Source organism: Archangium sp., assembly GCF_036388035.1.
In the GTDB taxonomy this organism is placed as follows: Bacteria; Myxococcota; Myxococcia; order Myxococcales; family Myxococcaceae; genus Archangium.
In genome coordinates, this window is sequence record NZ_DASVSO010000567.1 from 1 (window position 1) to 22,947 (window position 22,947).

Sequence of the window (22,947 nt, forward strand, 5' to 3'; positions counted from 1 at the left end):
TCCCCGTGGACGGCCCCGAGGTGGACACGGCGCTCGCGCCCCTCAAGGGCAAGGCGGACCGGGTGCTGGTGGACGCGCCGTGCAGCGGCACGGGCACCTTCCGGCGCAAGCCGGACGCGCGCTACCGCCTCACCCCCGAGATGATTGACGACCACGTGGCGCGGCAGAAGCGGCTGCTGGAGCGCTTCTCCCAGCTGGTGAAGCCGGGCGGCCGGCTCATCTACGGCACGTGCAGCGTGCTGCGCGAGGAGAACGAGGCGGTGGTGGAGGACTTCCTCGCCAGGCACCCGGACTTCTCCGTGCGGCCGGTGGCCGAGGAGCTCGGGCCCGAGCTGGGGGCGAAGGTGGGGCCGGGGCCCTTCCTGCGGCTCGCCCCGCACCTGCACAACACGGATGGATTCTTCGGAGCCATCCTCGTGCGCGCGAAGTAGGGTTGAGGTTCCCCCGCCCACTGGAGGGCACGGAATGCCGGAAGCGGTCCACTATCGCGTCTCGATGCTCCGCCCGCACTCGCACCTCTTCGAGGTGGAGGCCACCTTCCCCGCGGGCCCGGACACGCTCGATGCCCTGCTGCCGGTGTGGACGCCCGGCAGCTACCTCGTGCGCGAGTTCGCGCGTCAGGTGCAGGAGGTGAGCGCCTGGGCGGGGGGCGAGCCCCTGCCCCCGCGGCGCGTGGACAAGCGCACCTGGCGCGTCCAGGCCCAGGGCCGCCCGGTGACGCTGCGCTACCGCGTCTACGCCAACGAGCTCACCGTGCGCACCAGCCACCTGGACGGCAGCCACGGCTACTTCAACGGCGCCACCCTCTTCCTCTACACCGAGGCCACGCGCGGCCTGGAGCACCACGTCACCGTGGAGGCCCCCTCGGGGTGGAAGCCCTTCGCCGCGCTGGAGCGCCGGGGCGAGGCCTTCGTCGCGAAGGACTATGACGAGCTGGTGGACAGCCCCTTCGAGGTGGGGCCGCACACACCCCTCTCCTTCACCGTCGCGGGCGTGCCGCACGAGGTGGTGGTGTGGGGGGACACGGTGCCGGACGCGGGCCGGCTGTGCGCGGACCTGCAGCGCATCTGCGAGGCACAGGCGCGGATGTTTGGCGGCCTGCCCATGTCCCGCTACCTCTTCCTCGTCTACCTCACGGACAAGGGGCGCGGCGGGCTGGAGCACAAGGCCTCCACCTCGCTCCTCTTCCCGCGCGTGGGGCTGCACAACTCGCGGGGCTGGGAGGACTTCCTCACCCTGGCCTCCCACGAGTACTTCCACCTGTGGAACATCAAGCGGGTGAAGCCCCGGGCACTCGTCCCCTTCGACTACGCCCAGGAGAACTACACCTCGCTGCTGTGGGCCTTCGAGGGGGGCACGTCCTACTATGACAACCTCTTCGTGCTGCGCGCGGGGCTGATGGGCGCCAGCCGCTACCTCACCCGCCTGGGCGAGACGCTCTCGGCGCTCCACGCCACCCCGGGCCGCAAGGTGCAGACGCTCGCCGAGGCGTCGCTGGTGAGCTGGGTGAAGCACTACCGTCCGGACGAACACTCACCCAACAGCGCCATCTCCTACTACCTCAAGGGCGAGGTGGTGGCCGCGCTGCTGGACCTGGAGCTGCGCCGGGCCACCGACAACGCGCGCGGCCTGGACGACCTGATGCGCCTGCTGTGGCAGCGCTACGGCGACGAGTCCGGCGTGCCCGAGGACGGCGTGGAGGCGGCGGCCTCGGAGGTGGCGGGCAAGGACCTGAGCGCCTTCTTCGACCGGGCGGTGCGCAGCACGGAGGAGCTGGACTACTCCGTCTTCTCGCACGTGGGCCTGGAGGTGCACTTCCGCCCGCGCGACTCCTTGGGGGACAAGGGTGGCAGCCCGCTGCGCACCAAGGGCGACGTCAAGCCGAAGGGCTGGCTGGGCGTCACCACCAAGGGCAGCGCCACCCTCGCCACGGTGGTGGACGGCTCGCCCGCGCAGGAGGCCGGGCTGTACGTGGACGACGAGCTGGTGGCGCTCGACGGCTGGCGGGTGGACGGCGCGGGGCTGCTGTCGCGCTGCGAGGACAAGTCCCCCGGCGACACGGTGCGCCTCACCGTGTTCCGCCGCGACCGGCTGCTGGAGGTGCCGGTGACGCTCGGCCAGAAGCCCGCCGACGCGGCCTGGCTCGCACGCGTGGACAAGCCCACCGACGCCCAGAAAGCGGCGTACCAGGCGTGGCTGGGTGCGCCCTGGGAGGAGCCGGGGTAGGCTCTGGCTCCAGAGGAGCCCCATGCCGCAGACACCTCTCGCCCGTTGCCAACGCCACCCCTCCGCCACCGCCGGCTGGGGCTGTGACGGCTGTGGAGCCGCGCTCTGCCCGGAGTGCGTGGAGGCGCGGCGGATGCAGACGGTGGACCTCCTCTCCTGTCGCGCGTGTGGCGGCCGGGCGGAGCCCTTCCTCGTCCACCGCTCCGAGCAGGCCTCGCTGGCCGAGCGGCTGGGCAACGTCTGGCGCTATCCCTTCACCCAGCACGGACTGGCGCTGGTGGTGGCGCTCGGGACAGTCCTGACCCTCTTCGGCTACCTGACGCAAGCCGCCTTCATCCTGGTCCGGTGGATCCCCGCCACGCTGAGCGCCGGCATCTTCTGGGGCTGCTTCCTGGCCATCGTGCGCGCCAGCGGGCGAGGCGAGAACGACGTCCCCATCCCGGAGTACGCCGAGGTGGGCGCCGACTGGATCGCCCCGGCCCTGCGGGGCCTGCTGGCCACCAGCGTGGTGTGGTTCCCCCTGCTGGCCTACCTCGTGTTCGTCGGCGGCTGGAGCGTGCTCCAGTACATGGATCGCCTGACGGAAGACCCCATGTTCTTCGCGACCGGCAGGTTCCACGCCATACCGGGGGAGCGGTTGCTGAACGACCCCCTCGCCTGGGGAGTGGGGCTGGCCGGTCTCGCCTACCTGCCCATCGCGCTCGTGCTGGCGGCGACCGGCGCCAGCCTGCTGGACATGGTCAACCCGCTGCGGGGCCTGCGCGCCATCCGGGGCCTCGGGCGGGACTATGGGGTGACGCTGGGCGCCCTGTTCACCCTGGGGCTCGTGTTCCTCGTCGTCCGCCTCGTCGCCTCCGAAATCCGCGCGCTGGACCTCGGCATCGGGACGCGCTGGCCCGCCGAGATACTCGAGCTCTTCGTGCCCCTCGTCATGGCGCGCGTGCTCGGGCTGCTCCTCTACACGCGCGGGGACGTGCTCGGGTACGGGCCCGCGAGCGACTACCTCACGCCCGTGCTGGCGGACACCACGCCGAGCACCTCGCTGCGCCCGGAGCGCGCCCTGCCCCCGACACCGGAGGCGCTGGGAGCCGCCACCGAGGAGGCCCCCGCTCCCGCCGAGCAGGTGCAGGCCCTCGCCCGGGCGGTGGAGAAGCGTGACGTCTCCCTGGCGCTCGCGCTCTACCAGCTGCTGGACGGTGTGCCCCCGTCCGCCATCGCCCCGGCGCTGCACCTCTTCGTCGGGCAGGCGTCGGCCACGGAGGGCCACTACGAGCTGGCCGTGCGCGCGCTGGAGTCCGCCGCCGACGTGGCCCCGGAGGATCCGCTCGCCCCGCGCGCCCTCGTCCTCCTGGCCCGCGTCCTCGGCGAGCGCATGCAGGACGCGGCGCGCGCCCAGGACGTCTACCAGTACATCGTCGACCGGTACCCGGATACGGACGCTTCCCGCTTCGCCCAGAGCCGTCTTCCGCCCACCAGCTGACACCCGGCATTGCCTTCGAGCCGGAGCGTGCGCAATCCCTCCGCATGCTCCGGGCTCGCCAGTTGCTGCTGCTCCTCGGCCTCGTGCCGCTCGCCTCCTGTGACGGGGGCCTGCGGGTGAACCGCCAGGGCAACCCCTGCCTCGAGGACCTCGTCACCCTGCGGGTGGAGGTGGTGGACGCGCAGGGCAAGGTGGTCGAGGACGCCACCGTCACCGCCACCCATGTGGACTCAGGACGCACCATCACCGGCATCACCAACGAGCGCGGAGTCACCACCGCGGTGAACGAGGACATTGGCGCGGGCAGGGTGCGAGTGTCGGCCACCGCCGGCTCCAAGGTGACCGCGCCCACCGAGGTGGCCTGGACGTGCGACGAGTGCCACTGCAGCCCCGAGCCCTCCACGGTGCGGCTCCAGCTCAATCCGTAGGCCCCTCCGGCGACCGGGCCTCCAATCGGCGTTTGTCCGCCGGGGCCTGACTCGCTAGGTTGAGGTCGCCATGTCGATTGTGGAAGACCTCCTCCAGCAGTCCCTCGCCGAGCTGACCGAGCACTTCGTCACGCAGGAGCGCTCCGTGCCCGGGGGGCTCCTGGAGGCGCTGGAGGCGGACCCTCGCCAGGGAGCGAAGGCGCTCGCCCGCCGCATCCGCGCCCGGAAGGGGAAGAACCGCGCCGAGGGCCAGCGCCTGCGCCACCTGCTGCGCTACGAGACGGAGCTGTGGGAGCAGGGTCACACCCACATCGCCGGGGTGGACGAGGCAGGCAGGGGCCCGCTCGCCGGCCCGGTGGTCGCCGCGGCGGCCATCCTCCCCAAGGGCTGGAAGCTGGAGGGGCTGGACGACTCGAAGAAGATCGCCGACGAGGAGCGCCGCGAGGAGCTGGCCGAGTCCATCAAGCGCGGGGCGGTGGCGTGGGCGGTGGGCCTCGCCGAGGCGGAGGAGATTGATCGGCTCAACATCCGCCGGGCGAGCCTGCTGGCCATGCACCGCGCACTGCTGGCGCTGGGCATCCGGCCGGACTACGTGCTGCTGGACGCCTTCACCATTCCCGAGTGCGAGCTGCCCCAGCGCGGCATCATCAAGGGAGATGCGCTCTCGCTGAGCATCGCCGCGGCCTCGGTGCTGGCGAAGACGACGCGGGACAGGCGGATGCGGGAGCTGGACGCGCAATACCCGGGCTACGGCCTCGCCGAGCACAAGGGCTATCCAACGGCCTCGCACGTGCAGGCCATCCGGGACAAGGGCGTGCTGCCCATCCACCGCCGCAGCTTCGCGCCGGTGCGCGAGTGCCTCGGGCTGTGTGAGCCCGCCCAGGGAGCCGGGCCCGTCCAGGGTGAGCTCTTCACGGGGAACGAACAGCCGTGAGCGCGGACAAGGACATCGACGGGTGGTTGGCCGAGAGGGGCATCACCTCGTCGGACTCGCGGACCCGGGCGCGCAACGCGCTGGAGGAAGCGGGGCTCACCAGCGCGCGCAAGGTGCGCATCAGCGAGCCCAAGCTGCCCCGAGCCGAGCAGGTGTTGGCCGAGCGCTTCTTCCGGGTGTGCACCGCCACCGAGTGCCAGCAGGTGGCGCGGGCGAGCGGAAGGGAGCCGCTGCCGGTGGAGCTGCGCAGCCATTGCGAGCACTGCGGGGGCTCGAACAACCGGCGCGCGGAGGTGGCCTTCCTGGAGGCGTGCGAGCGTCACGGGGTGAACCGGGTGGTGGTGGTGGGCGGCTCGCCCGCGGTGCGCGAGGAGTTGGAGGACAAGCTCGGCGGGCGCATCGAGCTGCGCATGGTGGACGGCACCGAGCGGCGCACGGCGGGCAAGGCGCAGAGCGACCTGGAGTGGGGAGACCTGGTGCTCGTGTGGGGCGCCACGGAGCTGCACCACAAGGTGAGCAGCCACTACACGCAGCCGGGCACGCCCCACCGCCACAAGGTGGTGCACGTGGCCCGGCGGGGCGTGGCCGCGCTGCTCGAGGCGGGCATCACCCATCTCGACCGCTGAGCGCGAAAAGGTGTCAAGGAATTCGGGCGATGCGACCCGGCATGACCCGCGGTACGGCTACCCCTCGTCTCCGTCGTAGTACGCCTCCTGGGACGCCGCGTACTCGTCGACGGAGAAGCCATCGAGCTCCCCGGACACCTCATTGGTGAGGAGACGCCTCGATGCGGCTTGCGCCTCGTCGGAACCGAGCTCCCGTAAATACCTTTTCGTCCTCTCCAATCCCGCACCACACAGGAGCTGGAGGTCGATCGATGCGTCCGCATCCATGCTGGAGGTCTTCGCCCGCCAGATTCTCGGCACGTCCTCGAGCAGCCCGGCTCTGAACAGCAGAAAGCAGCACAGCCGCATGACCTGCGTGTCTCCACCGCCCTGCCCCTGACGCTCCCGCTGCGTCTCGGCGTCCAGGACAGCGCGAACCTCCTCGAGCTGCTCGGGAGCGGGATTCAAGCCGAACCGGCGGAGACATTCCTCTTCTGTCAGGCGCATTCTTCTCCCATGAGAGCCCTGTCGAGGCTAACGCGGCCGGCTCGCTTCGTGGAGCGGATCAGCATCAGAAAAGCGGGAGGCCTGATGTGGCCAAGGCGTCGCCTTCTGACGGGGCGTGCCCTCTCCGGGTACACTCGCTGACCGCGGGAGGGGGGGCGAACGCACCGGGCTCTCTCGGGGGAATGAAAAGCATGCCATCGAGTCGCCCAGCTCGCGCGGCATACCAGAGCACAACGAGGGATTGAGCAATGAAACTTGTCGCGGTCAGGAACCTGCTCCCGTTCGACCTGCATCTCACCAACGATGAGACACACGCGGACAACCGGCTTCTTCCTCCCGGAAAGACCTGGGTTCTGGGGCAATACAACGAGGGAATCGATCTCCCCGGCTCCCCAGACGCCAAGAAATTCATCCGCATCTGGGGGGAGGGCTTGAAAGAATCCTTCCGGATTTATGGCAGCGATCGCCCCTTCCTCTACAAGAACAAAGACCATCCTCGTGAGGAGATCTCCCCCTCTCACGAAGCGCCGGACACGATCCAGCTCACCATCCACGAAGACCAGACCCTCTCCTGGTCGAAACAGAAGATGCGCGCGATGCAGCAGCCGCGGCTGGTCGGGGTCGCCAATGGCCTGGCCTATGCGCTGAGAGTGAGCAACCTCGAGACCTCTTCGGATGATGTGAATTTCCTCGAGTCGGGCGAACTGACGAAGATCCGCGGCAAGAACGACGAAGGCATCGACATCCCCGAATGCCTCGACAGCGCGAGCTGGAAGGACCGTCGAATCCTTGTCGAGGCCCACTCCGGCCAGTTCCAGATCAGCCTGTTCCGAAAAGGCTACGACATCTTCTACACGAGCCACTCCCATTACCCCTCCGCTCCCCGCCCGGTTCCCGGTGGGCACAGCCAGGGAGATTCGGCCTCCAAGTATCTGGTCATCCTGGGTGAAGACGACGTCCGGCTGGTGAACAAGGCGCCTGATTGGAACAACCAGGGCTGGCAGAACCGGCCGAGCCCCTCGAATGCCGCGGTGGTGATTCACGCCGACGTCGCGTTGATGCCCAATCACAAGCTGGAGAATGGCGAGCTGAAATCATTCAACTCCTACGTCACACGCGTCCAGATCCGGGACAACAACAACCAGCCGCTTCCAGGGGTGAAGGTCTCGCTCAATGCCGCACCCGCCATCACGGTGGACATCAACGGGCTCACCCGCGACGTCCCCCACCTTTCCGCGGCTTCGCTCGAGCTCGAGCCCGACGCTCATGGCGTCATCACCTTGACGCACGAGGCTGGCACCATCAGCGCGCCGATCTTCCGGGTCCGGGTGCACGACGTGGCAGCGACCCAGGACAGGGTCGTGGACATACATCCCGGCGACAAGGTCGCCGCCAGGCTCGAGACGCTCCAGACCGATGAAGACTGGAAGAAGCAGCGCGACAGCCAGGGCAAGCGGCTCTTCACCCTCCTTCCGGACAACGCCACCAAGACCGTTCGGGATCTGCTCAAGTCGACCATCAACCTGAACCAGGAGATGGGCGGGCCCTCCCCCACGACAGCCACCGCGTCGCTGCGGGGACGCGGCTATGCGCGAGCGCGCTCCATGGCCCACTCGCCCGCGACCCCGAACTTCGCGCACTTCAAGGATGGGGAGTGCATCTGCTTCAACTTCAACCAGGGTCAGGCGCACTGCTCCTCGGGCGACGCGGCGCGCGCGCATCTGACACGCCTGGAAAAGCGCCTACCGACGCGTGTCACCGCCGCCGCGTCGCTGGCCAGGGAAGAGGAGGGCTTCTGGCCCGCGGTGACCGGCTTCTTCAGCAAGGTGTGGGATGCGCTGACGACCTTCGTCGCGGAGATCGTCAATGGCGTCATGAGGGTGGTCTACGAGATCGCGGGCGCCGTCTACGAGTTCTTCGCCACCCTTGTCTCGGACATCCTTCAGGTGATTGGCCTGGTGCTCGAGAAGGTCTTCGGGCTCACCATGGAGAAGGTCGTTGATTGGCTCGGAACGGTCTTTGATTGGGAGGACACCCAGGCAACCTATTACGTGTTGAAGGACAAAACGGCCAACATCGTCCAGGCGATTCGAGACCGGGTGAAGACCCTGCCCGATCAGCTCGAGAGCCTGATCGGCCAGTCGGACCCCAAGCGGGATCTGGCTCTCATGCGAGACCTCCTCCCGCAGTATCAGCAGCCGATTCGGCAAGCGCCGCGTGACCACCACGACACCATCGCCAGCTCGCCGGCCGTCAACTGGGCGCCCCAGGCCTTTGCCCAGCATGCCCAATCAGCGCCTCTGCCCGCGGCGGTGGAGGTGATGAGTCCCATCCTGGACGAGCTGCGTGCCGACTTCGCCCAGCTCAAGGCGCTCCTGGTGGAGACCTTCACGCGCCTCGGTCAAGACTACGAGTCCCTGTCATTCAGCCAGATCATCGAGCAGCTCACCCAGGCCGCGACCGACGTCGTTCAAAGTCTCGTCACGATGCTGGGTGCCCTGCTGCGAAAGCTTGGCGACAAGTTCGCCGATGCGCTGGACACGCTGCTCCACAGCAAGTGGGAAGTCCCGCTCATCTCCCAGCTCCATCGGAAGTACGTTGATCCGAACGGGGCGGGAACGGTCCTCGAGCTTTGCTGCTTCGTCCTCGCCGTTCCGACCGCGCTCGCGACCCGGCTGATCACCGGGAAGTCCGTGCTCGAGCTCGCCAAGAAGACGAACCTGCCTGTGCGCCCGGCCAGTGCCGGCGTCAACCTCGGGGCCGCTCTCACCCACCGCGGCGCGACGAGCGGCTCCCAGCAAGTGTCCGAATCAGCGGAGGATGCGCTCACCCAGCTCCTCCTGGGCATCGCGACGGGCTTTGCTCAATTCGTGTCGGCGGCCTGCTACGTCGTCATCGAGGCCCTTCGAATCGGTGGCGTCGCTCGGGACGCCAAAATCCTTTTGACATCCAAGCTGGTCGTTGACTCCGTCGGGTATTGCCTGTCGATCGCCTCCATGGTGCTGCGCGCGGAGCATGTGGGCCTCCCCTCCGGTAGAACGAAGATCGACATCTTCCTGGCCAGCTGGCAGGGCGTCTATCGACTCAAGGACTTCATCCGGCTGCTCACCTTCGACGTACCTGGATCGGCGTATTGGTGTGGCGTCTTCGAATCTCTCTGTGCGGTCATCTTCTACTCGTTTCTCTGTCTTGATCTGGCCTTGCAGGGCTCTGAGTCCTCGGAGAGACGCACCGAGCTCCTGGCGTCGAAGGGGCTTCAGTACATGGCCTTGGGGGTCGCTCAAGGCCTGTCATGGCCTCGTGAGGAACTGCTCGAGCTGCGAAAGGCGGCGGCCACGAAGGTCGCACAGAACCCGGGGAACGAGGCCGCTGAGCTCGCGTTGGTGGCAGCCGCACGGCTCGAGGCGCTCATGGTCGGCGGCAGAGCGGTGTTGATGTTCATCGTCCCCGCCGCGGGCTGGTGGCGCAGCGCCATCAACTTCGAGCTTCAGCGGCCCCACGTCGTGGCTTCGTAGTCGGGCCATCGCGGGTGAGGAGGCGCCGCGAGGAACTCGCTATCGCGGCGCACTCCGCTGCCCTCCCCCGAGCACCAGCAGGTGGAAGGGAGTGGAGGCGTACGGGTCGAGCTGGAGGTCCACGGACAACCACCGGCCCCCTCCCCCGCCCCGGCGGTGCGACGAGGCGTCCACGCAGCGACGTGTCCCCACGGGAGAAGGTGACTGTCTGCCTGGAAAGCGCGACGCGCGTGGCGTCCTGCTCCGGAAGACCGGGCGCGCTGAACCGCACCCGCTCGCCGCCGCAGGGGCCGCGCAGCGTCGCGACAACGGGCGGAGGCGGCGAGGCCCAGCCCTCTCCGCCAGCGTAGTCGCCCTCCGCCCGCGGGTAGAGCCGGCCTGTTTGGCCCTCGCAATTGCCGTGTTCGGCGGCTCAGACACCGCCGCCCGGATTGAGTTCCCAGTCCATCAGCTCGCGTTCGTCAGGGGTCGAAGCGCAGACACCTTCCCCTTCCCGCTCCCATGTCCCTCAGGTGTCCAGGCCGCGCCGCCGCGAGCGGCGGAGCACCGCGAAGGCAAGAGCCCAGGCCGCGGCGAGCCCCCCCATGCCAGTGGCCGAGCAGCCCCTGGGCTTGGAAGGCGGCAGAGGCTTCTTCACGCCTCCGGGCGTGCCGGCATCCGGGGCGGGCTCGGGCGTGCCGGCATCCGGGGCGGGCTCGGATGTGCCGGCATCCGGGACAGGCGCGGGCGTGCCGGCATCCAACGCGATTCCGAGGAGTTGAGTGAGCTGCGGCCAGCGGGGCCCGCAGACATCGTGGGTGGGGGTGCCAGCGGGGCACGCATGGACGCCCTGGATGTCCGGCAGCGACAGGAGGGGCTCCCACGTGCCGCCCTCGTCACGGCTGCGCGCCAGGGCCCAGTCGTGTACCCAGGTGGAGCCACACGCGTAGAGGACGTCCCCCTCTCGCTGCACGCAAGCGTTGCCCTCGGGCAACGCCAGGGGCGTGGCAGGCGCTCCGTCCCGCGAGCGGAGGAGCCGGGTGATGGTGGCCACCCAGAGGGTGCGCCCGTCGGCGGAGGACTCGGCGTTGATGAGCGACTCGTCCAGCGTGAGCACGGACTGGAAGGTATGCCCCCCGTCTCGGCTCTCCAGCACGTACGTGCTGCCCTGCGAGGAGATGTGCGCCCACAGATGGTCCGCGTCGTTCTCGGCCACTCGCATCAGCTGGAGGCCGTAGGGCAGGATGAGTTCCAGCGTGAGCGGGGGTAGCTCCTCCCAGGTTTCGCCCGCATCGCTGCTGCGGAAGACGCGCGGGCCATCGGGTGTCTGGCCGGAGACGTAGAGGCGCCGGGTATCCGATGGAGCCACCTCCACGGCGTTGAACGTGGCGTCCGTACGCAGCAGGGCCGTGGTGGTGAAGGTCTCCCCACCGTCGTCCGAGCGGTAGAGACCATTGGGGGTGTTGGGCCTGCCCGTCACCACCCACAGACGCGTGGGCTCGGCCGGGTGCGACGTGAGATGCGAGGGCCACAGCCCGGCTTCACCGAAGAAGGGGTGGGCCTGCCACGAACAGCCGCTGTCGCTCGAGCGCAGCAGCAGGGTGCCGGTAGCCACCAGCATCTGTCCCTCGGACCGCCAGAGGAACGAGCCCGCGCGCCAGCCGAAGCGCGCCATGGCCTCGGGGCAGATCCACCGCCAGCTCCGGCCTTCATCGCGAGACACCACCGCACCGAAGGTGGCCCCCACCATGAGATCCTCCGGGTGCTCGCGGCGCACGGTGACGTTGGATGTCTCCGGGAGACCTGCATGGGCCAGCGTGGAGGTTGCTCGAAGTGCGAGCAGGACCAGCAGCGATGGATACCAGGGGGACGACAGCCTTCTCATGGTGGAGTGCTCCAGAGCGTGGGCCCGCACGATAGACGCGATTGGCGCGCGCAGCAGCACTACCTCCAAGGGCGCGTTCTTGACGGCCAGGGCCTGTTTGCGAAGTAGTACAGGCGTGCCCAGCTTCGACTCGTACCGGCGGACAACGGAAACCTTCATCGCGGCCTCTCTCCTGATGCATGCGGCGCGCGTTGCGGTCGCGAGCGTACACGGCTGAGCGGTCCCAGCGGGGGAGCGAGTGGCCGACCTCCCGCGGAGCGCCTCGAACGGACCCGAAGGGGGGGCCTCCACGTTCGACCCTCCCCTCCTTCCCGCTTCGCCGGGCTCGTGGCTGGCTGGGATTTTAGAGACCCAGTACCCGCCCCGGGGTGGTGGAGTAGGTGGTGGTGACGCTGTCTCCGAGTTGGCCGTGCGCGTTGTCGCCCCAGGCCCAGACGGTGCCGTCTCCCTTCAGCGAAACCGTGTGATAGCCGCCTGCCGTGATGGCGGTGACTCCAGAGAGGCCCGGCACCTGCACCGGGGCGGGACGGTTGGTGGTGGTACCGTCTCCGAGTTGGCCGTAGAAATTGTAACCCCAAGCCCAGACGGTACCGTCTCCCTTCAGCGCCACCGTGTGGAGCAATCCAGCGGCCGTGGCCGTAACATCCGCCGCGGTGAGGGTTCTGCTTCACGGTGACAGTTCCCTGCCCCTGCCCCGTGCCCTCGGATGACTCTGGAGCCGGGCCACATGCAACAACAAGCGCCAGCAACCCACCAACAGATAGGCTCTCCGCTGATGACTCTTCTGCATACATGCTCCTGTCTGAAAAATAATGAAGGTGAATGGCATCCAGTGCATCATTGAGACATCCTGAAGGGGCCAGAGAATGTGTCAAAGGACTCATACCAGCGCCGAGCAGGTGCCGGGTGAGGACATGGTGATTGCTGGGGCCGGAAGCCCTCGAGCCGCCGCCGGTTGAGGCGCCACTCGGAGCCTCGCAGCGGGTCGCTGCGAGCGGAGGGGCCGAGGAGGGCCGCCGAGGGGGCCGTCCGAGTCGTGCGCTCGACCTGTGCGGAGGCCGCGCGGCCCCTTGGGTGTACACACCTGCCCAGACCGCGCGCCCAGGGAGCACCGACAGGGAGACTGGCTACAACTCCGCTCGAGTGCTCCGGGGGGATTGCCCGCCCCCGGAGCACGGGCCTCCTCTACGGGAGGACCTCCACGGCGTTGGCCGAGAGATTCACCTTCACGTCGACGGTGTTCGGGTGCAGTCGTCCCCTACGAGTCGTCTGACACCCTGAATGTGCCCACGCCGAGGCCCACCCGGCCGAGCCCGGGGACGCCACCCCGAGTCCGGCCGTACACCGTTCACCCGCTACGGCCGCTGGTTGAAGGCCGCCTGCTTCACGCTCCACAGCTCCCGGCCGTGCTCGCCATCGTCGGCGACGAAGAAGAGCCGCGAGCCGGAGACGGTGAGCAGGGAGGGAGAGGAGACGGGCGTACCCGGAGCAGTGGCATACAGCGGCCACGTGCCCTCGGTGGTGCCATCCGACCTCCACAGCTCCAGGCCTCCCGCGGCGCTCGAGGCCGCGAAGGCGAAGGTGCCGTGCGGTCCGGCCGGGACGATCGACAGGCTCTGCAAGGCGCTGCCCGCGGCACCCGGCGTGAGCTCACGGAGAAGGGTGGTGCCCTCGGCGGTGCCATCGCTCTTCCACAGCTCCATCCCGTGGACCCCATCATCCGCCGCGAAGTAGACCGCGTCGCCGATGACCCGCAGGGGCGCTCCCGTGGTGTTGTAGGAGGGGGAAATGCCCGCGGCGAGGCCCGGGGCGATGTCGGCGACGCGCTGGGTGCCCTCGGGGGTACCGTCGCTCTTCCACAGCTCCTGGCCGTGGATGCCGTCGCTGGCATTGAAGAAGAGGGAGTTGCCCACCTGGACCATCGGGGCGCTGCCCATGCTGCCGCCAGGGCCAGGGTTCAAGTCCTTGAAGAGGCCGGTACCCTCGGGCGTGCCATCGCTCCTCCACAGCTCCAGGCCGGAGGCGGAGGTGTGGTGGACGAAGAAGAAGGCCGAGCCCAGGCTGCCCGTCGCGGCACCCCAACCGCCGTTACCCGGTGGGCTGAAGACCGGGAAGGTGCCGGCCTGGGTCCCATCGCTCCTCCACACCTGCTTCGGAGTGGTCAAGAACAGCAGCTGTCCCACGCGCGTCAGGCTGTTGGGCCCGGAGTCGGCGAGGAGCGGGTAGGTGTCCGCGAGGAGGACGGTGCCCTCGGCGGTGCCATCGCTCTTCCACAGCTCGCGCCCATGCACAGGGTGCCGTTGAAGACGGAGGGAGCCGTGCTCACGAACACGGTGTTGCCCAGGGCGGCCAGTCCGGTGATGCCCGAGGAATTGAGTCCGGGAACGATCTCCGCCACGAGCCGCGTGCCCTGCTGCGTCCCATCCGTCAGCCAGGGCTCGATCCCCTTGCTCGGCTCTCGGGCCAGGAAATAGAGCGTCGAGCCGACGGAGACGGGGGCACCGGGTGAGTCCACCCAGGAGCCCTGATCGAGCGAGGGCTCGGGCGCGTGGATGTCCTTCACCAGGGACGGAGTGAGCCCGGGAGGCAGGCCGGGCGCGGAGAGGCGTTGGGCGTTCGAGGCGAGGGCCTGGGACGTGCCCTGCGCCCACGTGGGACTGGCACACCCGAGGGCGGTCGAGAGCAACAGGGACGGGAGCGAATGGAGGAGCTGTCCGGGTTTGAGGGGCACGGGCGCGGCCCCATGACGGGGTGTGCCACCGCCGCGGCCGGGCACCGGACTGACATTTTTCGTCCAGCCCGTTGTCGTTCTTCGTCAACCGCGCGCGACGCGGCGCACCGGCTTGGACAATGGAGGGATGGGGGCCTACACCTCATGCGCGGCGTGCGCGCTGGCAGGGCCGAGCCACCGGTGCGAAGGGGCTGATGATGAGGACGATGGACAGGTGGGAGCCGGTACTCGCGGGCGCGCTGGCGGAACGAGCCTGGCGCACGGTGGAGGCGATCGCCGCGGCGCTGCCGGAAGTTCATGCGCGGCGGGGAGCTGGGGCGACGCTCGCGGATGGCTGGGCAGGCACGGCTCTGCTGTGGGCCGAGCTCGAACGCACCCGGCCCGAGGCGCTGCCTGGGGAAGCCTCCTCCGAGGACGTGCTCGCGCGAGCCATGGAGGACGTGGCGGCCCGCCCCTATGGCCCCGACTTGTACGAGGGGTTCAGCGGGGTGAGCTGGGCGGTGGCGCGCCAGGAACCGGAGGAGGGCTGGGCGCCCGACGAGGATCCGCTGGGCGAGGTGGACTCGGCGCTGGAGGCGTTCCTGTCCCGACGGCCGCCCAGCCGGGACTATGACCTGATCCGTGGGCTGGTGGGCATCGGCGTGTACGTGCTCGAGCGGGCGCCTCGCCCGGTGGCGCTCCGCTGCTTCGAGCAGATCCTCGCGCAGCTGACGGAGACGATGGAGCGGCGCGACGGTGGGCTGACCTGGTGGACGCCACCGGAGCTGCTGACGCTCCCCCAGCGCGAAGCGTTTCCCAAGGGCTACTACAACCTGGGCATGGCCCACGGAGTGCCCGGCGTCATGGCGCTGCTGGCCCTGGCGCACGCGCGAGGAGTGGGAGCGCGCGCACGCGTCCAGGAGCTGCTCGAAGGTGCCACGGAGTGGCTGGTGGCCCAGCGGCTGCCCTCCGGCGAGCGTGGGCTCTTCAGCTGGGTGAGCGCGGAGCATGAGCCGCGCAGGTCGACGCGCTGCGCGTGGTGCTATGGCGAGCCGGGCACGGCCCTGGCGCTGCTGTCCGCGGGCCGAGCGCTGGGCAGGCCCGAGTGGGAGGCCCTGGCGCTCGAGGGAGCGCGGCTGGCGGCGGTGCGCCCACTGGAGCACACGGGCGTGATTGACGCGGGCCTGTGCCATGGCGCGTCCGGATTGGGCCATGTGTTCAACCGGCTCTATCAGGCGACCGGCGAGCCCTGGCTCCGCGAGGCGGCGGTGACGTGGCTGACGCGTGCGCTGGACATGGCGGTGCCTGGAGAGGGCGTGGGCGGCTATCGCGCCTTCGAGGCGCTCCCAGCCCAGGAGCCGCGGTGGAGCGCGCTCCCAGGTGTCCTGGGAGGAGCCGCGGGTGTGGCGCTGGCGCTCGTGGCGGGGGCTACCGCCAGCCGCCCCCGCTGGGATCGCATGCTCCTGGCGGACTGCGTGGACCCGAGGGCGTGGGCACGTCAACGTGCCTGAAAGTCAGGGATAGGTGCAGTTGATCTCGTAGGTGAAGCAGCTGTACATCGTCCCGCAGGGCCTGGTGGCGGCGTTGCCGCCCACGACCCCCTCCAGGTGCTCATCCTTGAGCTGGCGGAGGGTCTCCTTGTTCAGCTGCAGGGGCTTCGTGAGCTTGGACTGCTTCTTGGGCTTGGAATCGGACTGCATGGAGGCACTCCTGGGTGAGCGGTGACGGGAGACCGCAACGGCGCATGGACCTGCTGCGAGGCAGCAAGCGGCCTTCGTTATATCCCTGGTGGAGAGCGTTGAAACGCCTCGTGGAACGTTTCAGTCGTGGACAGGCAATCGTGGGTGGTGCTCTTGACACCTTGACTCCGCCTGGATGAAGAAGACCGCTCTCCTGCGGGGTGCCTGAAGGGGCAACTCAGGAATCGCCAACAGTTACATCGACCCGGAAGGGGAATTGAACATGCGCGGAAGGCCGTCCTCATCTCGAGGCTGGAGCCGAAGTGGAGCGCTGATCCTGGTGCTCGCGGTGCTGAGTGCCACGGCTTGTGCGGACAAGGAAAAGCCTCCGGAGAACCCGCCGGAGAACCCGCCGGAAGAGCTTCCTCCTCCCCCTCCCCCTCCTCCGCCCCCTCCCCCGCCGCCTCCTGACGGGCTCGTCACGAAGAGCTTCACCAACCCGTTGCAGGTCTCAATCCCCGGTGGCGGCAGTGTCGAGACATGCGCCGATCCCGCGGTCATCCGTGGCCAGCAGCCGGGGGATACGGCCTGGTACATGTACTGCACGTCCGATCCGCTCAACGATCAGGACAAGGACCCGGGGACGGGCCAATACAGACGGCACCTGCTCCCCATGCTCAAATCCACTGATCTGGTGAGCTGGAGCTACGTCGGAGACGCGCTCCCCGCGCCGCCGTCCTGGGCCCGGCCGGGCTCGGGTATCTGGGCACCCGAGATCGCCTTCTTCGGCAACCAGTACCATCTGTATTACACGGTGGTGGACACGGTGGCCGGAGGCAGCGCCATCGGCGTGGCCACCAGCACCAGCCCGACGGGCCCCTGGACCCAGGCGGGCAAGGCCACCGTGGAGCCCCACGAGGCGCCCTGCTGTGAAGGCAAAGGGCCCCGGTGGACGTTCGATCCCGAGGTGCTCATCGCCGCCGACGGGAGCAAGTACATCTATTACGGGAGCTACTTCGGTGGCATCTCCGCGCGCAAGCTCTCGGAGGACGGCCTGACCTCCGATAAGGCCTCGCAGGTGCAGATCACCATTCCCAACCGCTACGAGGCCGCCAGCCTCATGAAGCACGGTGACTACTACTACCTGTTCGTCTCCGCCTCCAATTGCTGCAATGGACCGCTCAGCGGCTACAGCGTGTTCGCCGGGCGCTCCATGGATCCGTTGGGGCCCTTCGTGGATCGCGAGGGCATCCCCCTCACCGCCAGCCGTGTGGGTGGCACGCCCGTGCTCAGCCTGAATGGCAACCGCTGGGTGGGCCCGGGCCACAACACGCTCCTCACGGACCTGGGCGGCCAGGACTGGATCCTCTACCACGCCATGGACAGGGCGAACCCCTACATGGCCCCGGCGCCTGGCACTGCTCCGATCTCCAAGCGCCCGGTGTTGATGGATGCGCTGGACTGGGTGGATGGGTGGCCGGTGACGCGCGGCGGCCAGGGCGCCTCGGACACCGAGCAGCCCGCGCCGGCGGCCGAGCTGGAGAACACCAAGAGCCGCTACACGGTGGTGCTGGCGAAGCAGGACGCGCCGGGGGCGCCCATCCCCTCGGCCTCGGACGAGTTCAACGACCCGGCGCTCGGCGCGCAGTGGAGCTGGGTGCGCCCGCCGCCTTCCGCCGGGTTCGGGCTGGAGAATGGCTCCTTCCGCTTCAACACCCAGGATGCCGACATCCACGTGGACACCGCCACCTCCGCCATCCTCTGGCAGCAGGCCCCCACCGGCAATTACATGGTCGAGACGAAGCTCACGATGAACCTGCCCGCGACGGGTTGCTGCCAGAACTACGTCCAAGCGGGCCTCGTCCTCCACAGCAACGAGGACAACTACGTGAAGCTCGTCCAGCTCTCGTACTGGGACACGCGCCAGGTCGCCTTCGCCAAGGAGGTGGGCCCCGGCGTGCCCGCGGGCTACCCGCGCTACGGCGAGACCTCGGGTGGCCCCGCCGATGAGACCCTGTGGCTGCGGATCGCCAGGCGCATCGTGGGACAGGAGGAGCACTTCACCGCGTACTCCAGCCGGGATGGCAACTACTGGAGCCGCGCGGGAACGTGGACGCACAACCTGGGAACGGGGGCACGTATTGGACTGGTGTCCCAGTCCGGCCCCGGCTTCGTCGCCAACTTCGACTATGTCCGCGTCTACGAGCTGAAGGACTGACCCGCCGTCATGGCTGGTAGCCCGCGGGCCCATCTCCAGCCTGTCCACCTGCCGCACCAGCCGGGCCTCGAACGAGGTGCCGTGCTCGGACTCCCGCCAGAGGGCGAGGTACTCGGCGCCCTTCGGCAGCTTGGCGAGGATGCGCTCCACGGCCTCCTGCTCGCGCTGGAGCTTCTCCTCCTTGCTCACCGCGTCATGGGGCGTGATGTCTCCATGGGGGCCACGATAGCGGCGGGGGGGCGGCTGTCGCTCCAGCGGCGGAAGTGATTTCCTCCAGACTCGGGGAGAACGCATGACCGCAGGCAACAAGGCTCCAGCGATGGCGAAGCACGGGGGGGGCGGGGCTCACGCCGGAGCACGAGGGATGGCGGCGTGGAAGCACCTCCGCTGGGGCTATCTGCTCGTGGCGGCCCTGCTGGCGCTGGTGTTCACTGGGGGGGCCTTCATCCAGGAGCCGTGGGCGGATCCCGAGAGCACCCCCGAGGGCTGGATGGCGTGGCTCTACCCACGCGAATCCAACGCATGGTTGCGCGTGGCCCACGGCAAGGGGGCCGGGCTGGACTCGAAGTTCGAGAACTCGGTGGTGGTGGGCCGGAAGGTCGTGCTCACGCTGGACAACGGGGTCATCACCTGGTCCGACGATGGAGGGTGGACGTGGCGCTCGAGCCGGCTGTCCGGTGGGGAAGTCCCCGCGGCGCTCGCGTTCGCCAGCGAGCGGCACGGCTACGCTGTCTCTCGGAGCGGTAGGCTCCAGGAGACATTCGATGGGGGGGCGATCTGGAACCCGGTCTCCCCCAACTCCCCGAGGTGGCCGACGGGGCAGATTCGCGATCTGGCCCTGGGAGGTGATGGGTCGCTCTGGATGCTGACGGACCTGTCCGTCTGGTATCGCAAGCCCCAGGACGCGCAGTGGTACGAGGAGGTCCTGGTCCTGCCCGGGCTGATTCCCGCCGGAACGACCCACCGGCTGAGTGTGTCGCGGGATGGCTCCCAGGTGTGGATCTCCACGACGGGCGGGGCACTGCGCGTGGCCTGGACGGGAGACAAGCTCACCACCTCTGGTCATGAGCTGAGCCTCACCGTCCCTGAGCCGACCCTCTTTCCCGAGAATCTTCGGCGCGCGTCCCAGGAAGACGTCAGCCGGGCCGCTGAGATAGTGGGCGTCGTTCCTCCCAAGGCGTTCGCATCCCGGCAGTTCCAGGGGAATCGCTCGTGGTGGGTGAAGGGCGCGAAGGCCTTCCGAATGGAGGACGAGCACCTGGAGCCCCTCTCCTTCGCGAGGATCTCCGCGTACCTCACCGGCATCCAGTTCCTCGAGGACGGGAAGCGGGGGTGGGTCATCGGCAAGGACGGCTGGCTTGCCCGGACCGAAGATGGGGGCGCGACCTGGGAGAGCTTCCACCATCCTCGCGTGGGTGACCTGCTTCAGCTCTGGATGCAGCAGGACGGGAAGACGGGGTGGATTCAGAGCGGGGAAGGACTCTGGCGCACGGAGGATGGGGGCCGTACCCTGTACCCACAGGTGGTGCGCTCGCGGGCCCTCACGGCCTCGCTGCTGCTGGCGGGAGGCAAGGAGCTGTTGGCTGGCACCTCGACGGGTGCGCTCCTGCACTCGCGGGATGGGGGAGAGACGTGGGCCTCCCAGCGACTGGACACGGAGATTCGCTGGCTCGGCCCGAAATCACGAGACGGGCAGGAGGGCCTGTACGCACTGACCAGCGCCTACTCGGTCTGGCACTCCCCGGATGGGAGGACCGCGTGGGAGAGGCAGACCACCGACGAGACGCTCTCGGTGGGAATGCGCCCCATACTCGAGGCCGCGCGGAGCTTGAGGGAGGGGGCGTCCCGCGAGGATGTCCGGCTCGCCGGGGAGCATGGGTGGGCCATCGGCAAAGAAGGCAACCTGCTCTCCACGGAGGATGGTGGGAAGAGCTGGACGCCGGTGGAGATCGGCACGAAGGCCGTGCTCCGCTCCCTCCAGATGACGCCGGATGGAAAGCGCATCTGGCTCTTCGGAGACGAGAACACCCTGCTGCGCTCCCGTGATGGGGGCAGGACGTGGGTGCCCGTCCACAACGAGCGCTCGCTGCCCCGCTGGTACTTCCTGTCCTGGGGGGTGGTGGCGATGGTGGGCTGGATGGGGCTGAGGCGGGCGAAAAAGCCCGAGCCGGTGAAGACGGTGGCGGACCTGCTCATCACCGACAGCCCCATCGAGCACCCGAGGCAGGACGTGCTGGGGCTCGGGGCGCTGGCGCAGGGGCTGTCCAACTTCATCCGCAACGAGCGGACCCAGCCCCCGCTCACCGTGGCCATCACGGGCGAGTGGGGCACCGGGAAGAGCTCGGTGCTCAACCTGCTGCGCATGGACCTGTGCGAGCGCGGCTTCCGGCCCGTCTGGTTCAACGCCTGGCACAACCAGCAGGAGGACAACCTGCTGGCGGCCCTGTACTCCAGCATCATCTCGCAGTGCGTGCCGAAGCTTCCCAACCTGGACGCGCTCGAGTTCCGGCTCCGGCTGCTGCTGCGCCGCAGTGGTCGCATCGTCTTCCTGCTGAGCGCGCTGCTGCTCGTCCTCACCTGGGCCACCGCCTTCTTCCTGCGCAACCCCGAGCAGATCGACTTCGTGACGGGGTTCGTCTCGGCCCTGCCGGACAAGTTGCCCGGCGCCAAGACAGCGGTGGCTCCGTCTGCGCCCGAGTCGCCCCCCGTGGACGACATGACGTGGCCCACGCTGCTCGGCAGCCTCGCGAGTCTGGGCATGTTGGCACGCACCCTGCTCAAGAACCTCACGTCCTTCGGCGTGGACCCCGCGCGGCTGCTCGCCTCCGTCGAGGGCAGCGTCCGGCTGGCGGACTACCGCGAGCGCGTGGGCTTCCAGGCCCGCTTCGCCGAGGACTTCCAGGACGTGACCGAGGCGCTCGGGCCCCGGCGGATGGTGCTCCTCATCGACGACCTCGACCGGTGCGCTCCAGAGAACGTGGTGAAGATGCTCGAGGCCATCAACTTCCTGGTCTCCTCCGGCAAGTGCTTCGTGGTGATGGCCATCTCCCGCCGGGTGGTCGAGGAGTACGTGGGACAGCAGCTCGGAGAGGCCGCGGACAGCCTGTCTCCGCTCGCCACGCCCGTCCTGGAGGGACAGCCTGTCCTCACCGAGGAGCAGGTCCGCCATGCGCGGCGGATCGCCTACGCGCGGCAGTACCTGGAGAAGCTCATCAACGTCGAGTTGCCCGTTCCCCAGCTCACCGAGGAGCGCGCGGCCCGGCTCGCGAAGGAGCAGGCACAGGACGCACTCCTGTCCGACGACACGCAACGGCGCACGTTCCAGCGCGTGAGGGTGATTGTGTTCGGAGGGCTCGCGCTCGCCCTGGCGGCCACGCTCGGCTGGGGCATGCGCATCCCCGTTCCGAAGGCCCGCGAGCAGGCCCGGGTCCAGGTGTCCGCCCCCGTGTCACCGGGAGCTCCCACCGCCCAGGAGACGAAGGTTGCGGAGGGCCCGGCACCCGCCGAGCAGACCGCCCCCGCTCCGCGCGACTGGAGCCTCGAGCAGGGGGAGGCCCCGGCCGCGAGTCCCTGGCCGGCGCTGCTGTGGGCGGGTCTCGTGCTCTCGCTCTGGTTCGCACGGGGGCATGCCCTCTTCCCCAAGGACGTGAGCGTGCGCGACTCCCAGCCCTTCATCGACGCGCTGGACATCTGGCGGCCCGTCATCATGCTCAACCACCAGACGCCGCGCTCCATCAAGCGCTTCCTGAACCGGGTGCGCTTCTACGCCATGTGTCAGCGCGCCGTGGCCGCGGTGCTCCACGGGAAGGGAAGCGGCCCGGGTCCCACGAAGGGGTTGATTCCGTCCTTCGTCGACTGGCTGCGCGCCCTGCCGGCGCCTCCACCCCAGCTCCCCGCCGGAGTGGGAGGAAAGGAGCACCTGCTGGTGGCGCTGGCGGCCCTGCACGACGTCGCCCCCGAGGCGCTTGGAGATCCAGGCTTCTACTGCGCGCTCCAAGACAATCAGTCGACCTTCGGGGCGCGGCCGATTCCCGCCGAGGTGCTCAAGGCTTGGCGGAAGCATGCCCAGAAGTTCGACGAGGGGCCTCCCCTCGTCGAGCACCTGCACGCCTTCCAGCGGCTCTCGGGCTCGGTGAAGATGCGGTAGCTCTGCGGGTGTCAAAGAACTCTCTGAGTTCTCTTTGGATACGCTCTTACCGGCCGTCCGCCTTCCACGGGCCCTCCGCCCGGCGGCCTCACGCGTCTCCAGGCCGTGTGTATTCCCTGGCCAGGTAGCCCTGCAGCTCCTTGTCCTGGGGGAGCGCGGGGGCCCCGAGGAAGAGCACGGTCAAGACGAGGTTCCCGGGGCGCGGGGAGCTTGGGGCGCCCTGCGGCTCCACCGGGACAGGCAGGGCCACGTGCTGCGCGCGAAGGGTTTCGAGGACCGCGTCTCCTCTCCGGCTGCGCCGGAAATGGCTGTTCCCCCAATGCATCACCAAGACGACGGTCAGCCCCAGGAACAGCGGGAGGAAGCCCCATGGCCTGCCCCGCGACAGCTCCTTCCCCATCTTCACGGCTCCCAGGCCCGCCACCGCGAGCAGGGGGAGGTGGCCCAGGGTGTCCATTCGCTGGAGCGGATTGGAGGCCATCAGCAGGCCGCGCTGGTGCAATGCGTCCTCCATCCGCGCGAGCTCCGGCTCCGCGGCCCGCAGCAGCCCTTTGCGGCCCGTCACCCCTTGGAGCACCGCGGCGTGAAAAGCCTTCTCGAGGGGGTGGGCATTGGAGGCCAGGGGCCCGGCGCC

Annotated in this window: 15 protein-coding genes and 3 pseudogenes; 10 read left to right on the plus strand and 8 right to left on the minus strand. The window is 69.0% G+C overall.

Translation table 11 applies throughout. The annotated features are described in order from the left end of the window. From VF697_RS22830 to VF697_RS22855, 6 genes and pseudogenes are all read left to right on the plus strand, one after another. Nucleotides 1–431 (plus strand): annotated as a pseudogene (locus VF697_RS22830) (SAM-dependent methyltransferase); the annotation flags it as partial. Between the two features lie 34 nt (nt 432–465). After that, nucleotides 466–2,226, plus strand: a complete 1,761-nt coding sequence (locus VF697_RS22835) for a M61 family metallopeptidase (protein WP_331098358.1) — start codon at nt 466–468, stop codon at nt 2,224–2,226. Between the two features lie 22 nt (nt 2,227–2,248). Continuing rightward, nucleotides 2,249–3,706 carry a hypothetical protein gene (locus VF697_RS22840; RefSeq protein WP_331098360.1) on the plus strand — a complete coding sequence of 486 codons (1,458 nt, stop codon included), beginning with the start codon at nt 2,249–2,251 and terminating at the stop codon, nt 3,704–3,706. Nucleotides 3,707–3,750: 44 nt separating this feature from the next. Then, complete coding sequence (locus VF697_RS22845) at nt 3,751–4,134, plus strand: carboxypeptidase-like regulatory domain-containing protein (RefSeq protein ID WP_331098362.1); 384 nt, start codon at nt 3,751–3,753, stop codon at nt 4,132–4,134. Between the two features lie 70 nt (nt 4,135–4,204). Continuing rightward, nucleotides 4,205–5,068 carry a ribonuclease HII gene (locus tag VF697_RS22850; protein ID WP_331098364.1) on the plus strand — a complete coding sequence of 288 codons (864 nt, stop codon included), beginning with the start codon at nt 4,205–4,207 and terminating at the stop codon, nt 5,066–5,068. Continuing rightward, nucleotides 5,065–5,694 (plus strand): hypothetical protein, encoded by a 630-nt coding sequence (locus tag VF697_RS22855; protein ID WP_331098366.1) that lies wholly within the window; start codon nt 5,065–5,067, stop codon nt 5,692–5,694. The genes VF697_RS22850 and VF697_RS22855 overlap by 4 nt, the downstream gene beginning before the upstream one ends. 57 nt (nt 5,695–5,751) lie before the next feature. On the opposite strand, the gene VF697_RS22860 is transcribed toward VF697_RS22855, so the two are convergent. Further along, nucleotides 5,752–6,180, minus strand: a complete 429-nt coding sequence (locus tag VF697_RS22860) for a hypothetical protein (RefSeq protein ID WP_331098368.1) — start codon at nt 6,178–6,180, stop codon at nt 5,752–5,754. A gap of 248 nt (nt 6,181–6,428) precedes the next feature. Here VF697_RS22860 and VF697_RS22865 point away from each other — a divergent pair, with 248 nt between their 5' ends. Continuing rightward, nucleotides 6,429–9,695 carry a hypothetical protein gene (locus VF697_RS22865; RefSeq protein ID WP_331098369.1) on the plus strand — a complete coding sequence of 1,089 codons (3,267 nt, stop codon included), beginning with the start codon at nt 6,429–6,431 and terminating at the stop codon, nt 9,693–9,695. A 508-nt stretch (nt 9,696–10,203) separates the two neighbouring features. Here the strand turns inward: VF697_RS22865 and VF697_RS22870 are convergent. The 4 genes and pseudogenes from VF697_RS22870 to VF697_RS22885 form a co-directional block, all read right to left on the minus strand. Beyond that, entirely contained in the window at nt 10,204–11,718 is a 1,515-nt protein-coding gene (locus VF697_RS22870) for a sialidase family protein (protein ID WP_331098371.1), read from the minus strand. Between the two features lie 184 nt (nt 11,719–11,902). Further along, nucleotides 11,903–12,190, minus strand: a pseudogene (locus VF697_RS22875) (RCC1 domain-containing protein); the annotation flags it as partial. A gap of 724 nt (nt 12,191–12,914) precedes the next feature. Next, nucleotides 12,915–13,850: an ELWxxDGT repeat protein gene (locus VF697_RS22880; protein WP_331098376.1), complete on the minus strand. Its 936-nt coding sequence runs from the start codon at nt 13,848–13,850 to the stop codon at nt 12,915–12,917. Then, on the minus strand, nt 13,748–14,290 hold the full coding sequence (locus VF697_RS22885) for a hypothetical protein (protein WP_331098379.1): 543 nt from the start codon (nt 14,288–14,290) through the stop codon (nt 13,748–13,750). Before VF697_RS22885 ends, VF697_RS22880 begins: the two co-directional genes overlap by 103 nt. Before the next feature lie 194 nt (nt 14,291–14,484). Here VF697_RS22885 and VF697_RS22890 point away from each other — a divergent pair, with 194 nt between their 5' ends. Beyond that, nucleotides 14,485–15,780, plus strand: coding sequence for a lanthionine synthetase C family protein (locus VF697_RS22890; RefSeq protein ID WP_331098381.1), 1,296 nt, complete (start codon nt 14,485–14,487; stop codon nt 15,778–15,780). A 3-nt stretch (nt 15,781–15,783) separates the two neighbouring features. On the opposite strand, the gene VF697_RS22895 is transcribed toward VF697_RS22890, so the two are convergent. Further along, nucleotides 15,784–15,969 (minus strand): class I lanthipeptide, encoded by a 186-nt coding sequence (locus VF697_RS22895; protein WP_331098383.1) that lies wholly within the window; start codon nt 15,967–15,969, stop codon nt 15,784–15,786. A gap of 319 nt (nt 15,970–16,288) precedes the next feature. Here VF697_RS22895 and VF697_RS22900 point away from each other — a divergent pair, with 319 nt between their 5' ends. Further along, a complete protein-coding gene (locus VF697_RS22900; protein ID WP_331098384.1) occupies nt 16,289–18,166 on the plus strand; it encodes a family 43 glycosylhydrolase in 1,878 nt (625 codons plus the stop codon). A gap of 30 nt (nt 18,167–18,196) precedes the next feature. Here VF697_RS22900 and VF697_RS22905 read toward each other — a convergent pair. Beyond that, a pseudogene (locus tag VF697_RS22905) lies at nt 18,197–18,460 on the minus strand (HD domain-containing protein); the annotation flags it as partial. Between the two features lie 70 nt (nt 18,461–18,530). Between VF697_RS22905 and VF697_RS22910 the strand changes: the two are divergent. Beyond that, nucleotides 18,531–22,313 carry a P-loop NTPase fold protein gene (locus VF697_RS22910; RefSeq protein ID WP_331098386.1) on the plus strand — a complete coding sequence of 1,261 codons (3,783 nt, stop codon included), beginning with the start codon at nt 18,531–18,533 and terminating at the stop codon, nt 22,311–22,313. A gap of 88 nt (nt 22,314–22,401) precedes the next feature. Here the strand turns inward: VF697_RS22910 and VF697_RS22915 are convergent. Continuing rightward, nucleotides 22,402–22,947: TIGR04222 domain-containing membrane protein (locus VF697_RS22915; protein ID WP_331098387.1), on the minus strand; the 546-nt coding region annotated here is incomplete at its 5' end.